The organism is Moraxella sp. K23 (assembly GCF_041154765.1).
GTDB classification, from domain to species: Bacteria; Pseudomonadota; Gammaproteobacteria; order Pseudomonadales; family Moraxellaceae; genus Faucicola; species Faucicola tetraodonis.
The window spans coordinates 16,640-31,641 of record NZ_AP031595.1; the positions used below are offsets into that span (position 1 = coordinate 16,640).

The window sequence follows — 15,002 nt, forward strand, 5'->3', positions numbered from 1 at the left end:
CATTATTTTGCATCAGCAAAGTATTGTTGCAAGTCATCATTACCACCGATGTGTTTGCCACCGATAAACACCTGTGGGGTAGTTTCACGACCAGTAATGGCTCGCACTGAGGTAATACTGGCATCTTTACCAAGGACAATTTCTTCAAACTGAAAGCCTTTTTGTGTTAACGTTTCTTTGGCTTTGGCGCAATGTGGGCAACCAGGCTTGGTAAAAATTCAGACAGAGGGTTTGTCCTGCCAGTTTGGGTCAATGTATTTAATCATGGTATCAGCATCTGATACTTCGTATGGGTCATCACTGCCGCTGTCTTGGGGTTCGTCAAAGATTTTGACGATTTTGCCATCATCCACCAGCATCGAATAACGCCATGAACGTTTGCCAAACCCAATTGCTGAGTCATCAATTAGGCGCCCCATCGCTTCAGTAAACTCACCGTTCCCATCTGGCATCACGGTCACATTGCTACAGTCTTGGTCTTTTGCCCAAGCATTCATAACAAAGGTATCGTTGACCGAGACACACACGATGTCATCAACGCCTAGTTTAGCAAATTCAGTTGCCAATTCATTGTAGCGGGGCAAATGTAGTGACGAACACGTTGGTGTAAACGCCCCTGGTAAGGCGAATAATACGACTTTTTTGCCCTTAAATAATTCATCCGTACTAACATCTACCCATTTGCCTTGCTGCTGGGTATGAAAAGTCACGCTTGGCACTTGTTTGCCAATCATATCGCTAAACGCCATGTCCTACTCCTTATTATCGTAAATTGTTATACTACATTTTTTATTAAATGACCTATTTGCTTACTCATTATACAAACAAATAAGGTAAAAAACTGTAATCAGCGTTATTAAAAAGTTAATTATTTTAATAAGTATTTTAAATCATTATATGTTTTATGATTTATTTTAGATAATTAACTTTGGTAAAAACAGCTGGTTAATTGTTAAAAATTGACAAAATCAGTTATGATAGGGCAGATTTTTTAGATTTTATTCAACAAATTTGATAAGGAAAACCTCATGCCATCATTTGACGTGGTTTCAGAATTACAGTTATTTGAAGTTAAACATGCCGTGCAAAATACCGAAAAAGAAATCGCCACCCGTTTTGACTTTAAAGGCAGCGATATTAAAGTAGAACTCAATGAGAAAGACAAAAAAATCACCATCACCGCAGACAATGAGTTGCAGATGGAAAACGTGTATGCCATGCTTGAAAAAAACATGATAAAACGTGGGGTGGATTTGCAGTCGCTCGACCCACAGGATAATCAAGGCTCGGGCAAACAAATGAAAAAGGTAGTCAATCTCAAAGATGGACTTGATGGCGATACCGCCAAAAAAATCAGTAAGGCATTAAAAGAGTCGGATTTGAAAGTATCGGCAGCGATTCAAGGCGATAAAGTACGGGTCAATGATAAGAAAAAAGACACGCTACAGCAAGCGATGGCGTTTTTGAAAGAAAAACAATTTGGTGTGCCACTGCAATTTAATAATTTTAAGGACTAACACCCGAAAATTAGTACAAAACAACTAGCATAAAAAAAGCCCTCGTCTCAAACAGGGCTTTTATTTTTACAGTTTGCTATTAAAGACTTTCTTTTGTACTCGGCAATCTATCGAGTGCGCGTTCATCATATTCCACCGCCATCCGCAGCGCACGAGCAAAGGCTTTAAACGTACTTTCAATTTGGTGATGGCTGTTTTTGCCTTTCAAGTTATCCAAATGAATAGTTATCATGGCATGATTGACAAAGCCATAAAAAAATTCACTGAACAAATCCACATCAAACCCACCAATCATCGCACGAGTAAACGGGATATCCATGTGCAGTCCAGGGCGACCTGAAATATCCACTACCGCACGGCTAAGGCTTTCATCAAGTGGGGCATAAAAATGTCCATAACGCACGATGCCTTTTTTATCGCCAATCGCTTGTTTGAAGGCTTGACCTAGCGTAATACCGACATCTTCGACGCTATGATGGTCGTCAATGTGGGTGTCGCCGTTACAGGTAATATCCATGTCAATTAAGCCATGACGTTTGATTTGGTCAAGCATATGGTCAAGAAATGGCACACCCGTGTCAATGCTGCCTTGACCGGTACCGTCAAGGTTGATAGATACGGTGATTTGGGTTTCAGCGGTATTGCGTGTGACGGTGGCGATACGTGATGGGCGAGTGGTCATGGTTTTCCCTTACAGTTAAAAATCACAGTCTTTTATGTTCAGCATCTTTTTCACGTTGTTTGACAACTTTACGCACCTTATCACGTGCACGGTCTTGTTTGAGCTTGGATAAATAATCCACAAAAATTTTACCATTTAAGTGGTCAATTTCATGTTGGATACATACGGCAAGTAGGCCTTGTGCTTCTTCAACAAACGGGTTGCCCTGCGCGTCGACAGCCTCAATTCTGACATGTTTGGGTCTATCGACTTTGTCATAATACTCTGGCACAGACAAACACCCTTCTTCATAGCTATATAATTCATCGGCTAATGGGGTGATAACAGGGTTGATAAACACCCGAGGCTGGCTGCCATCTTCAGATAAGTCCATCACTACCAATTGAATGTGCTCATCCACTTGTGTCGCCGCCAAACCAATACCTTTGGCGGCATACATGGTTTCAAACATATCATCAATCAAGGTTTTTAGGTCATCACCAAAGTGGGTGACAGGCTTGGCAAGGGTACGAAGTCTCGGATCTGGGTAATTTAAAATGGTACGTAAAGTCATAATCGGTCAACTGTTAATAAGGCAAATAATAAGGCAAAAATTATCTAAAAAAATTGGCATAGGGTAACGCAAACGCTAAAGTTTGGCTACTATAACTTATATATAGGTGCAAACCAATCGCTTCACAATAGCAAATAATCAATGATAATGATTGAGTGATTAAAATCTACCAAAACCAAATCATTTAAAAAAACGATTTAAAGAGAAAATTTATGAAGCTCCAATAATTTTATGCTATGCTAACCAAAATTTACATAGTGCAAATTATGGGTGATTTTGCGACACATAACACAACATTCGGCTATGATTTTTATAAGTGATGGTAAAGCATATGCCATTTTAAAGCGTTAAGCGGTTAACCTTGAGTATTGGGCTATGACAAACTATAACACCACGACAATGAAAAAATTATCCTTCGCTTTGTTGGCAACCCTTGGTATGACAGTGAGTTCGCTAGCCGCTGCTAACAACCCGCCACCTCGTATCAAAGCCGATGCGCCCAACCGTTATGTGGTGAAAAAAGGTGATACGCTTTGGGATATCTCCGGTAAATTCTTAGAAAGTCCGTGGCGCTGGAAAGAAATTTGGGCGACCAATAAACAGATTCGTAATCCGCATCTGATTTATCCAAAAGATGTGATTATCTTATGTGTGATTAAAGGGCAAAAATTGGTCGGTGTAGACACGGGGGAAGGCTGTGCAGGCATTGAAAAAGCCATGAGCGCGCCAACCACTACAACCACGGTGGTGAGTGCCGCAGGTAGTATCCCTGCGATTCCTTTGACTGCCATTGAAACATGGCTTGAACGCAATATCATCGTATCGCCTGATGACTTTAAAACTACCCCCTATGTGCTGGCTTCAAAAGATAAAAACATTATCACAGGTGTCGGTAACAAAATATATGCTAAAGGCGTGCCACTCATTGTGGGACAACGCTATGGTGTGTATCGTGAGGGCGAACCGTATGTTGACCCAACCACCCGTAAAGTCATCGGTCTTGAAGTCACTCAAGTTGCCGCAGGTATTGTCACTAGCGTAGCATCAAACGGTGTTTCTAGTATCGAGCTTAAAAAATCGTATGGTCAAGAAGTGCGCGAAGGTGACCGTGTATTTGTCGAAGTCGGTCAGTACTTGCCACCCGCGTTTTATCCAAAACCTGCCAGCGTTACCCGTGGCGGTCGCGTGATTCGTATTTTAAACTCAATTAGTAGTGCGGGTCGAGATGGGGTGATTGCCATTAATTTGGGCACCAGCCAAGGCGCTGAGCCAGGCGATGTATTGACGGTTTATCAAAAAGGCGCTTTAGTCTTGGACGACTATTCACCCGTGAAAGGTGATGCAGTACGGTTGCCAAGTGAGCAAATCGCTCATGTGATGGTATTTAAAGCATTTAACGATATTAGCTACGCTTATGTACTCGATGCAGAATCACCGATTCATGAGCAAGATTTTTTATTGCCTGCGGTCGGCAACTAACGCTTTCGCTTACCTTTGCTTGCCCTTGCTTATGCTTGCTTGCTTGGTAAGCGATTGTTCAAAAGCCAGTCACCTTGACTGGCTTTGCTGTCTTTAAAGTTTTTATCGTGAGAAAAATTTATAATAGCAAACATTCATAAGCCCTATACATGCCTAAGGAATATACGTGATGCAGGATTATCAGCCTAACCTAAACCCGGCGCAGCAGGCTGCCTTATTGTTATGGCATTTAGTGAACTTATCTGTACCTGTTTATAACAAGCTTGTAGCGCGCTTTGGTAGCGCTGAACAAGCGATTCAAGCCAAGCTGGCAGATTGGCAAGCGCTGGGCTTGCATGATAATCACCACAAACGCTTTGCTGAGTTTATCAGCACCAGTCGAACCAGCCAGTTTTTGAATGATACGCTATTAGAACTATTACAAGGGCAGTATGGTGTGGTGTTTGATAATGACCCTTTATATCCGAATCAGTTAAAAAACATCTATGACCCACCCCCTTTGCTATTGTACCAAGGCAACTTATCTGCCTTAAGCCAACCACAATTGGCGATCGTTGGAAGTCGTAAACCTAGCCCACATGCCGAAAAAATTGCCTTTGATATGGCGCAATATTTGGCGCACGAAGGCTTATGGGTCACCAGTGGCATGGCAGAAGGAATTGACAAACAAGCACATTTAGGTGCGTTAAGTTTACAGATGACGGCCACACAAGGTGGTACTATTGCGGTACTGGGCAATGGTATTAAACATTGTTATCCAAAAAATCACGCCAGCCTTAAAGCCCATATTATTGCGTCAGGTGGCTGCGTCATTAGTGAATTATTGCCTGATATGCCGAGCAATCGCTACCATTTTCCAAGGCGCAATCGTCTCGTCGCTGGGCTAAGTTTAGCAACTTTGGTTGTAGAAGCGGCTGCAAAAAGTGGCTCGCTCATCACGGCCAGAGAAGCCAACGAGCAAGGCAAACAAGTTTTTGCTATTCCTAGTCATATTGATAACCTCAACGCCAAAGGTTGCCACCAATTGATTCGTGAGGGTGCGACCTTGGTCGATCATCCATCACAAATTTTGGAAGATTTATCAATTTTTAAATCACCGCTTGTCAAAGCCACCGAGGTTGAAACAGCGCCGATAGTTGCACAGGCAGTGAGCAATAGCCCTCAATTACCGTCCGAATCAGCACCAAAAACCCAGCCGCACCAAGCGACATTGGCGATGGATGTGCCCCCGCATTTGCAGACACTACTTAATCAACTCGATTGGGTAGGGCAAGATTTAGACAGCTTAGTCGATAAGACCCGCACCGATATTGCGACACTTATGGGCTGGCTGATTGAGCTTGAGCTAATGGGACTGGTGATGCAACGCGGCGGTCTATACATGCGCTGCCGACCTTAATTTTGATAAGCGATGAGCAAAGAAAACTACAAAATAATCGAGGTATATAATGCAATTTAATGACACCCAGCTCGATGCAGTTCAGCAATTTTTACAAGCCGGCAATCTGCTCGCTTATCCAACCGAAGCGGTGTGGGGAATCGGCTGTGACCCATTTAACGAAATCGCAGTGAAACAGATTTTAGCGATTAAACAGCGTCCAATCGAAAAAGGCATGATTGTTATCACAGGCGATATTGCGCATATTCAGCCATTCTTACAGCCGTTACCACAGCAAGTAGTTGATAACATTGCGGCAAGTTGGCAGTCTAGCGATGCACAAGCCACCACTTGGTTGTTACCGATTCCTGCATCATTGCAAAGAAAAATCCCCGAGTGGGTCACAGGTGGGCGAGATAGCTTAGCCATACGAGTGATTAGCCATCCGATGATTGCCAAACTATGCAATCACATCGCCCACGTAGACAACAATAACCCATTTGGATTTTTGGTATCAACGAGTTGTAACCTATCTGGTCTAACACCTGCTACTGATTTCGCGGCTGCTTATCAATACTTTGGTGATGCCATCGGTTATTTACTCGGCGACACCCTTGGATTTGTTCGACCTAGCCAAATTTTTGATGCACTAACCCAACAACAAGTACGCGCTTAACGCCTTGTTTTTGGGAATATTTGTAGCGATTTTTATTCCCTAATTTCATAAATACGCAAATTTAGTGTGGATATATATGAAAAACGCCATTTTGACCCGCAAATAATGCGACTCACTCTTGAAATCAAAGGAATTAACCATTATCAAAGCCAATAACTTTAACCGTTTTAACGTGTAACTGTTACCTTGGTGACGGTTACTTTGATAATAGGAGTGATGATTGATGAATTCAGCTGATAATAACCAAAATACGCAACCGCAAAATCAAACTGACGCCGTCTCAACGGAGTTAAAAGATGCCATGGAACAGTTTGAGCCAAGTAACGAGCAAAAAACCATTCCTAGCGACATCAATTTGAGCACCTACGAGCAGCGTATTGCCGAGCTTGAAGGTCAAGTCAAAGAAGCCAAAGAAGCCCATGCCCGTGCCAATGCTGAAGCCTACAATGCGCGCAACCGCATGGAGCAAGAAACCGAAAAAACCAAAAAATTTGCCTTAGAAAAGTTTGCCAAAGACCTATTAGACACTGTTGATAACCTTGAACGTGCGATTGAAAGCAGCCAATCTGACAATGATCCTGTGCTTGAAGGCGTCAAACTCACCCACAAATCGCTGATTGCGGTGCTAGAAAAATACGGTGTTAAAGTGGTCAATCCACAAGGCGAAACATTTAATGCCGACCTACATGAAGCCGTGGGTATCGACCCAGAAGCGAGCGCCAACCAAGTCGGTCAAGTACTACAAAAAGGTTATACACTACATGAGCGTTTATTGCGCCCAGCCATGGTTCGCGTTGGCAGCTAGTAGGCAAGCAGTCAACAACGGATTGACTGATTGGTTACAACTGTAGCAAAAAACTTTTGCTAACTGCTTGAAAAAAACCATCGTTAAACCGATATAAAAATACAAGACAACGTGGTGCTCATCACCACTTACCCTCAAAATAAAAATTGGAGAATTTAATCATGGCTAAAATTATTGGTATTGACTTAGGTACAACCAACTCATGTGTTGCAGTGATGGAAGGTGACAAAGTTAAAGTCATCGACAATGCTGAAGGCGCACGCACTACCCCATCAATCGTTGCCTATAAAGATGACGGTGAAATCTTGGTAGGTCAATCAGCCAAACGCCAAGCGGTAACCAACCCACAAAATACCTTATTTGCTATCAAGCGTTTAATTGGTCGTAAGTTTGAAGACAAAGTCGTGCAAAAAGACATCGGCATGGTGCCATACAAAATTGTCAAAGCTGACAATGGCGATGCCTGGGTTGATATCAACAATAAAAAATTAGCACCACCTCAAATTTCTGCTGAAGTTTTGAAAAAAATGAAAAAAACTGCAGAAGATTATCTGGGTGAAAACGTCACCGAAGCGGTAGTAACGGTACCTGCTTATTTTAATGATAGCCAACGTCAAGCCACTAAAGACGCAGGTAAAATCGCAGGTCTCGATGTCAAACGTATCATCAACGAACCTACAGCGGCAGCCTTAGCATACGGTATGGACAAAAAAGGCGGTGCAGACCGTAAGATTGCGGTTTATGACTTAGGTGGTGGTACTTTCGATATTTCAATCATCGAAATCGCAGACGTTGATGGTGAGCAACAATTTGAAGTGCTTTCAACCAATGGTGACACCTTCTTAGGCGGAGAAGACTTTGACTTGACCTTAATCGACTATTTGGTTGAAGAATTCAAAAAAGAAAACAGTGTGAACCTAAAAGGTGACCCGCTGGCAATGCAGCGCCTAAAAGAGGCAGCAGAGAAAGCAAAAATCGAACTTTCAAGCTCGCAAAGCACCGATATTAACTTACCGTATATCACTGCCGATGCCACAGGTCCAAAACACTTAGTGGTAAACGTAACCCGTGCCAAGTTAGAAAGCTTAACTGAAGCGCTTGTCAACCGTACCATTGAGCCTTGTAAAATCGCACTGAGCGACGCGGGCTTAAAAGCGTCTGATATTGATGACGTTATCTTGGTAGGTGGTCAAAGCCGTATGCCACTGGTGCAACAGCGTGTTCAAGAATTCTTTGGCAAAGAGCCACGTAAAGATGTGAATCCTGACGAAGCCGTAGCGATGGGTGCAGCGATTCAAGGTGCGGTACTGTCTGGTGACAAAACTGACGTACTACTGCTTGATGTGACACCGTTAACCCTAGGCATCGAAACCATGGGCGGTGTGTTGACGCCAATCATCGAGAAAAACACCATGATTCCAACCAAGAAATCACAAGTGTTCTCTACAGCGGATGACAACCAACCAGCAGTAACTATTCAGGTCTACCAAGGTGAGCGTAAAATTGCCGCACAAAACAAATTGCTTGGACGTTTCGATTTGACCGATATTCCACCCGCACCGCGTGGCGTACCGCAAATTGAAGTTACCTTTGACATCAACGCTGACGGTATCATGAATATCTCGGCTAAAGACAAAGGTACGGGTAAAGCACAAAGTATCCAAATTAAAGCCGATTCAGGTCTATCAGATGCTGAAATTGAGCAGATGATTCGTGATGCTGAAGCTAATGCCGCTGAAGATGCCAAATTTGCTGAACTTGCGCAAGTACGTAACGAAGCAGACGGTCGTATTCATGGCGTGCAAAAAGCCATGAAAGATGCGGCTGACAAAGTAACCGATAGCGACAAAACCGCAGTAGAAGAAGCTATCAAAGCGCTAGAATTGGCTGTCAAAGAAGATAATCTAGAAGACATCAAGTCAAAACTTGAAGCCCTAGACAATGCCTTCTTACCGGTTAGTCAAAAAATCTACGCTGACGCAGGCGCTACTGCAGAAACGGGTGATGCACAGCCACAACAAACCCAGCAAGATGATGGGGTTGTCGATGCAGAATTCACCGAAGTAAAAGATGACAACAAATAATCAATTTACTGATTAGAGCATCAATAAAAATACCGCCGCAAGGCGGTATTTTTATTTTATTTAAAAATTTTAAGAAAAAGGTGTTGACACCCATTTAGATTCACGTATAATACGCCACCACTGAGCGACGAAGAGTTTACAAACAAGTAAAACAAATTACGAAGCTTAGCAAGAATTAAATAAAGCTTGACAGCGTAAAACAAAACGTATTACAATATCAAGCTCACCATATGATAGACGATATCTTTGGTACACTAAATAACAACGAACACAAGAACAACTTGTGTGGATTTTCACTTAGGGCGATAAAATTAAGACTTTAATTAATTGTATTGTCAGAGTGAAGATACTCGTAAGTTTATTTGAGCAAAGACAGTATAAATAATTGAGTCAACAAATTAATATCTTAGTGACTGCGGAAGTGGTGATTAGGATATAGAAAGATTAAACTGAAGAGTTTGATCATGGCTCAGATTGAACGCTGGCGGCAGGCTTAACACATGCAAGTCGAACGATGATTATCTAGCTTGCTAGATATGATTAGTGGCGGACGGGTGAGTAACATTTAGGAATCTGCCTAGTAGTGGGGGATAGCTCGGGGAAACTCGAATTAATACCGCATACGACCTACGGGTGAAAGGGGGCGCAAGCTCTTGCTATTAGATGAGCCTAAATCAGATTAGCTAGTTGGTGGGGTAAAGGCCCACCAAGGCGACGATCTGTAACTGGTCTGAGAGGATGATCAGTCACACCGGAACTGAGACACGGTCCGGACTCCTACGGGAGGCAGCAGTGGGGAATATTGGACAATGGGGGCAACCCTGATCCAGCCATGCCGCGTGTGTGAAGAAGGCCTTTTGGTTGTAAAGCACTTTAAGCAGGGAGGAGAGGCTAATGGTTAATACCCATTAGATTAGACGTTACCTGCAGAATAAGCACCGGCTAACTCTGTGCCAGCAGCCGCGGTAATACAGAGGGTGCGAGCGTTAATCGGAATTACTGGGCGTAAAGCGAGTGTAGGTGGCTCATTAAGTCACATGTGAAATCCCCGGGCTTAACCTGGGAACTGCATGTGATACTGGTGGTGCTAGAATATGTGAGAGGGAAGTAGAATTCCAGGTGTAGCGGTGAAATGCGTAGAGATCTGGAGGAATACCGATGGCGAAGGCAGCTTCCTGGCATAATATTGACACTGAGATTCGAAAGCGTGGGTAGCAAACAGGATTAGATACCCTGGTAGTCCACGCCGTAAACGATGTCTACTAGCCGTTGGGGTCCTTGAGACTTTAGTGGCGCAGTTAACGCGATAAGTAGACCGCCTGGGGAGTACGGCCGCAAGGTTAAAACTCAAATGAATTGACGGGGGCCCGCACAAGCGGTGGAGCATGTGGTTTAATTCGATGCAACGCGAAGAACCTTACCTGGTCTTGACATAGTGAGAATCCTGCAGAGATGCGGGAGTGCCTTCGGGAATTCACATACAGGTGCTGCATGGCTGTCGTCAGCTCGTGTCGTGAGATGTTGGGTTAAGTCCCGCAACGAGCGCAACCCTTTTCCTTATTTGCCAGCGGGTTAAGCCGGGAACTTTAAGGATACTGCCAGTGACAAACTGGAGGAAGGCGGGGACGACGTCAAGTCATCATGGCCCTTACGACCAGGGCTACACACGTGCTACAATGGTAGGTACAGAGGGTTGCTACACAGCGATGTGATGCTAATCTCAAAAAGCCTATCGTAGTCCGGATTGGAGTCTGCAACTCGACTCCATGAAGTCGGAATCGCTAGTAATCGCAGATCAGAATGCTGCGGTGAATACGTTCCCGGGCCTTGTACACACCGCCCGTCACACCATGGGAGTCTATTGCACCAGAAGTAGGTAGCCTAACGCAAGAGGGCGCTTACCACGGTGTGGTCGATGACTGGGGTGAAGTCGTAACAAGGTAGCCGTAGGGGAACCTGCGGCTGGATCACCTCCTTAACTAAAGCACTAAGTGAGAATTCACAGCAAGTTGTTCTTGTGTATAAATAAGCTAATTCGAGGGTTACGGCTTCAGAATTTACTTCGTAAATTCTCTTGCACTCGGGCAAAGCGATGCTTTGCTAATCCTCGTTCAGGGTCTATAGCTCAGTTGGTTAGAGCACTGCCTTGATAAGGCAGGGGTCATAAGTTCAAGTCTTATTAGACCCACCACTAATCGGGGCCATAGCTCAGTTGGTAGAGCGCCTGCCTTGCACGCAGGAGGTCAGGAGTTCGACTCTCCTTGGCTCCACCATAATTAGCTTAACGTAATAAAGCAGACAGAGTAATTTAGTCAGTGTATTAAGAGATTACTTCAATCTGTTTTATCAGAAATCACGACCTGACGAAGGTCTGATAATTCAATAACAACATAGAGAAATGAGTCTGGGTTAATTATCAAGTTCCAACGAAGATAATTAACCTTAGTAATCAGCCAATCAGACCCAAAGAAATGATTGGAATAACTGATTACTTAAAAGTAAAGAGAACTGAATCAAGCGTAAACATAGGTGAAGATCGTTACCATTACCTATACGACCCTTTAGGGTTGTATAGTCAAGTAATGAAGTGCACATGGTGGATGCCTTGGCAGTCAGAGGCGATGAAAGACGTGACAGCCTGCGAAAAGCGTCGGGGAGGCGGCAATATCCTGTGATCCGGCGATATCTGAATGGGGAAACCCACTTGTCATAAGACAGGTATCGTAAATTTATTTACGAGGCAAACCGGGAGAAGTGAAACATCTCAGTAACCCGAGGAAAAGACATCAATAGAGATTCCCCTAGTAGCGGCGAGCGAACGGGGAGGAGCCGACTGATTATAATTTAGAGGAATGACTTGGAAAGGTCAATCGTAGAGGGTGATAATCCCGTACTCGAAAGGTTATAAGAAGCATATTAAGTAGGGCGGAACACGAGAAATTCTGTCTGAAGATGGGGGGACCATCCTCCAAGGCTAAATACTCCTGACTGACCGATAGTGAACCAGTACCGTGAGGGAAAGGCGAAAAGAACCCCTGTGAGGGGAGTGAAATAGAACCTGAAACCGTGTGCATACAAGCAGTCGGAGCGGACATGTTCCGTGACGGCGTACCTTTTGTATAATGGGTCAGCGACTTATATTCTGTAGCAAGGTTAACCGAATAGGGGAGCCGTAGGGAAACCGAGTCTTAATAGGGCGTCTAGTTGCAGGGTATAGACCCGAAACCGAGTGATCTATCCATGAGCAGGTTGAAAGTGACGTAACAGTTACCGGAGGACCGAACCCACTGTCGTTGAAAAGCCAGGGGATGACTTGTGGATAGGGGTGAAAGGCTAATCAAACTCGGTGATAGCTGGTTCTCCCCGAAAGCTATTTAGGTAGCGCCTCGGACGAACACCATTGGGGGTAGAGCACTGTTTCGGCTAGGGGGTCATCCCGACTTACCAAACCGATGCAAACTCCGAATACCGATGAGTGATATCCGGGAGACAGACGGCGGGTGCTAACGTCCGTCGTCAAGAGGGAAACAACCCAGACCGCCAGCTAAGGCCCCAAATTCCTAGTTAAGTGGGAAACGATGTGGGAAGGCACAGACAGCTAGGAGGTTGGCTTAGAAGCAGCCATCCTTTAAAGAAAGCGTAATAGCTCACTAGTCGAGTCGGCCTGCGCGGAAGATGTAACGGGGCTCAAACTAGGAGCCGAAGCTGCGGATTTAATTGTTTCAATTAAGTGGTAGGGGAGCATTGTGTAAGCCTGTGAAGGTGTGTTGTAAAGCATGCTGGAGGTATCACAAGAGCGAATGCTGACGTGAGTAACGACAAAACGGGTGAAAAGCCCGTTCGCCGGAAGACCAAGGGTTCCAGTCCAACGTTAATCGGGGCTGGGTGAGTCGACCCCTAAGGCGAGGCCGAAAGGCGTAGTCGATGGGAAATCGGTTAATATTCCGATACTTGTTTATGATGCGATGGAGGGACGGAGAAGGTTATGCCAGCTTGGCGATGGTTGTCCAAGTGGAAGGATGTAGTTAGGTTTAGTAGGCAAATCCGCTAGACTATTAATGAGATCTGATAGCAAGCTGTACTTGTACAGCGAAGTGGCAAATACCCTGCTTCCAGGAAAAGCTTCTAAGCGATAGTCATAAAGAAATCGTACCCTAAACCGACACAGGTGGTCAGGTAGAGAATACCAAGGCGCTTGAGAGAACTCTGCTGAAGGAACTAGGCAAAATGGTACCGTAACTTCGGGAGAAGGTACGCTGCCGATGGTGAGTAGACATGCTCTACAAAGCTATTGGCAGTCGCAGATACCAGGCCGCTGCAACTGTTTATTAAAAACACAGCACTCTGCAAACACGAAAGTGGACGTATAGGGTGTGATGCCTGCCCGGTGCTGGAAGGTTAATTGATGGGGTTAGCGTAAGCGAAGCTCTTGATCGAAGCCCCAGTAAACGGCGGCCGTAACTATAACGGTCCTAAGGTAGCGAAATTCCTTGTCGGGTAAGTTCCGACCTGCACGAATGGCATAATGATGGCGGCGCTGTCTCCAGCAGAGACTCAGTGAAATCGAAATCGCAGTGAAGATGCTGTGTACCCGCGGCTAGACGGAAAGACCCCGTGAACCTTTACTACAGCTTTACATTGAACTTTGACCTTACCTGTGTAGGATAGGTGGGAGGCTTTGAAGCAGGCACGCCAGTGTCTGTGGAGCCATCCTTGAAATACCACCCTGGTAATGTTGGGGTTCTAACTCAAGCTTAACAGAGCTGAGGACAATGTATGGTGGGTAGTTTGACTGGGGCGGTCTCCTCCTAAAGAGTAACGGAGGAGTACGAAGGTGCGCTCAGAACGGTCGGAAATCGTTCGAAGAGTATAAAGGCAAAAGCGCGCTTAACTGCGAGACCCACAAGTCGAGCAGATACGAAAGTAGGTCTTAGTGATCCGGTGGTTCTGTATGGAAGGGCCATCGCTCAACGGATAAAAGGTACTCTGGGGATAACAGGCTGATACCGCCCAAGAGTTCATATCGACGGCGGTGTTTGGCACCTCGATGTCGGCTCATCTCATCCTGGGGCTGAAGCAGGTCCCAAGGGTATGGCTGTTCGCCATTTAAAGAGGTACGCGAGCTGGGTTTAGAACGTCGTGAGACAGTTCGGTCCCTATCTACCGTGGGCGTTGGAAATTTGAGAGGATCTGCTCCTAGTACGAGAGGACCAGAGTGGACGAACCTCTGGTGTTTCGGTTGTGACGCCAGTCGCATTGCCGAGTAGCTATGTTCGGATGGGATAACCGCTGAAAGCATCTAAGCGGGAAGCCCACCTTAAGATTAGATTTCCCTAAAGAGCCGTTGTAGACTACGACGTTGATAGGTTGGGTGTGGAAGCATAGTGATATGTGTAGCTAACCAATACTAATTGCTCGTTTGGCTTGACTATACAACGCCTAAATGGCTTTGTAGGTAATAACGATTATCACCTCGCTTGATATAGCTCATACTTTACTTTTAAATCAACTCATTTCTCTATCCCCCTTTGCTGACGATAATAGCTTGGAGGTCCCACCTGATCCCTTCCCGAACTCAGAAGTGAAACTCCAATGCGCCAATGGTAGTGTGGTTCGCCCATGTGAGAGTAGGTCATCGTCAGCTCCCTATTCCAAAACACCCCCCCTTACTCTTGTAAGGGGGTGTTTTTATTGTCAAAATAACATGCAGTATTATGATGTTAGTTTTATTCTTTTTATATGCTGCATTAATAACCTATTTGTTACATAGCTTTACGCATTTTCACACTGTAAATTTTTGAATCCTATATACTGATTACATCAATGTC

10 protein-coding genes, 2 tRNA genes and 3 rRNA genes are annotated in these 15,002 nt (G+C 44.7%); 11 read left to right on the top strand and 4 right to left on the bottom strand.

What is annotated here, in order from left to right:
* Nucleotides 1-2 precede the first annotated feature (2 nt).
* Both ACAM37_RS00070 and ACAM37_RS00075 read right to left on the bottom strand, forming a co-directional pair.
* The gene (locus ACAM37_RS00070) at nt 3-218 is read right to left on the bottom strand and encodes a glutaredoxin domain-containing protein (RefSeq protein WP_369626866.1); all 216 of its coding nucleotides are present in this window, start codon (nt 216-218) and stop codon (nt 3-5) included.
* Nucleotides 219-749 carry a peroxiredoxin gene (locus ACAM37_RS00075; protein ID WP_369626245.1) on the bottom strand — a complete coding sequence of 177 codons (531 nt, stop codon included), beginning with the start codon at nt 747-749 and terminating at the stop codon, nt 219-221.
* A gap of 279 nt (nt 750-1,028) precedes the next feature.
* Here ACAM37_RS00075 and ACAM37_RS00080 point away from each other — a divergent pair, with 279 nt between their 5' ends.
* Complete coding sequence (locus tag ACAM37_RS00080; RefSeq protein ID WP_036591734.1) at nt 1,029-1,517, top strand: YajQ family cyclic di-GMP-binding protein; 489 nt, start codon at nt 1,029-1,031, stop codon at nt 1,515-1,517.
* A 79-nt stretch (nt 1,518-1,596) separates the two neighbouring features.
* On the opposite strand, the gene hisB is transcribed toward ACAM37_RS00080, so the two are convergent.
* Together hisB and def are read right to left on the bottom strand one after the other, a co-directional pair.
* Entirely contained in the window at nt 1,597-2,199 is a 603-nt protein-coding gene (gene hisB / locus ACAM37_RS00085; RefSeq protein ID WP_007117432.1) for an imidazoleglycerol-phosphate dehydratase HisB, read from the bottom strand.
* Nucleotides 2,200-2,221: 22 nt separating this feature from the next.
* Nucleotides 2,222-2,752: a peptide deformylase gene (gene def, locus ACAM37_RS00090; protein WP_353551570.1), complete on the bottom strand. Its 531-nt coding sequence runs from the start codon at nt 2,750-2,752 to the stop codon at nt 2,222-2,224.
* Nucleotides 2,753-3,127: 375 nt separating this feature from the next.
* On the opposite strand from def, the gene ACAM37_RS00095 reads away from it, so the two are divergent.
* The 10 genes from ACAM37_RS00095 (at nt 3,128) to rrf (ending at nt 14,818) form a co-directional block, all read left to right on the top strand.
* Nucleotides 3,128-4,231 carry a LysM peptidoglycan-binding domain-containing protein gene (locus ACAM37_RS00095; RefSeq protein ID WP_369626246.1) on the top strand — a complete coding sequence of 368 codons (1,104 nt, stop codon included), beginning with the start codon at nt 3,128-3,130 and terminating at the stop codon, nt 4,229-4,231.
* A 169-nt stretch (nt 4,232-4,400) separates the two neighbouring features.
* A complete protein-coding gene (gene dprA / locus ACAM37_RS00100) occupies nt 4,401-5,630 on the top strand; it encodes a DNA-processing protein DprA (RefSeq protein ID WP_369626867.1) in 1,230 nt (409 codons plus the stop codon).
* A 49-nt stretch (nt 5,631-5,679) separates the two neighbouring features.
* Nucleotides 5,680-6,285: an L-threonylcarbamoyladenylate synthase gene (locus tag ACAM37_RS00105; protein WP_369626247.1), complete on the top strand. Its 606-nt coding sequence runs from the start codon at nt 5,680-5,682 to the stop codon at nt 6,283-6,285.
* A 223-nt stretch (nt 6,286-6,508) separates the two neighbouring features.
* Complete coding sequence (gene grpE, locus ACAM37_RS00110; protein ID WP_065253958.1) at nt 6,509-7,090, top strand: nucleotide exchange factor GrpE; 582 nt, start codon at nt 6,509-6,511, stop codon at nt 7,088-7,090.
* A 161-nt stretch (nt 7,091-7,251) separates the two neighbouring features.
* Nucleotides 7,252-9,174 carry a molecular chaperone DnaK gene (gene dnaK / locus ACAM37_RS00115; protein WP_203171263.1) on the top strand — a complete coding sequence of 641 codons (1,923 nt, stop codon included), beginning with the start codon at nt 7,252-7,254 and terminating at the stop codon, nt 9,172-9,174.
* A 446-nt stretch (nt 9,175-9,620) separates the two neighbouring features.
* Nucleotides 9,621-11,152 (top strand): 16S ribosomal RNA (locus ACAM37_RS00120).
* A 136-nt stretch (nt 11,153-11,288) separates the two neighbouring features.
* A tRNA-Ile gene (locus ACAM37_RS00125) sits at nt 11,289-11,365 on the top strand.
* Between the two features lie 6 nt (nt 11,366-11,371).
* Nucleotides 11,372-11,447 (top strand) — tRNA-Ala (locus tag ACAM37_RS00130).
* Between the two features lie 300 nt (nt 11,448-11,747).
* Nucleotides 11,748-14,606: ribosomal RNA gene (locus tag ACAM37_RS00135) — 23S ribosomal RNA — on the top strand.
* 98 nt (nt 14,607-14,704) lie between these two features.
* Nucleotides 14,705-14,818: ribosomal RNA gene (gene rrf / locus ACAM37_RS00140) — 5S ribosomal RNA — on the top strand.
* The 16S, 23S and 5S rRNA genes sit together here with 2 tRNA genes alongside, the layout of an rRNA operon.
* Nucleotides 14,819-15,002 lie beyond the last annotated feature (184 nt).

Coding starts and splice junctions, on each gene's coding strand:
- ACAM37_RS00075 (WP_369626245.1), bottom strand. CDS start 749: ATGGCGTTTAGCGATATGATTGGCAAACAAGTGCCAAGCGTGACTTTT.
- ACAM37_RS00080 (WP_036591734.1), top strand. CDS start 1,029: ATGCCATCATTTGACGTGGTTTCAGAATTACAGTTATTTGAAGTTAAA.
- hisB (WP_007117432.1), bottom strand. CDS start 2,199: ATGACCACTCGCCCATCACGTATCGCCACCGTCACACGCAATACCGCT.
- def (WP_353551570.1), bottom strand. CDS start 2,752: ATGACTTTACGTACCATTTTAAATTACCCAGATCCGAGACTTCGTACC.
- ACAM37_RS00095 (WP_369626246.1), top strand. CDS start 3,128: ATGACAAACTATAACACCACGACAATGAAAAAATTATCCTTCGCTTTG.
- dprA (WP_369626867.1), top strand. CDS start 4,401: ATGCAGGATTATCAGCCTAACCTAAACCCGGCGCAGCAGGCTGCCTTA.
- ACAM37_RS00105 (WP_369626247.1), top strand. CDS start 5,680: ATGCAATTTAATGACACCCAGCTCGATGCAGTTCAGCAATTTTTACAA.
- grpE (WP_065253958.1), top strand. CDS start 6,509: ATGAATTCAGCTGATAATAACCAAAATACGCAACCGCAAAATCAAACT.
- dnaK (WP_203171263.1), top strand. CDS start 7,252: ATGGCTAAAATTATTGGTATTGACTTAGGTACAACCAACTCATGTGTT.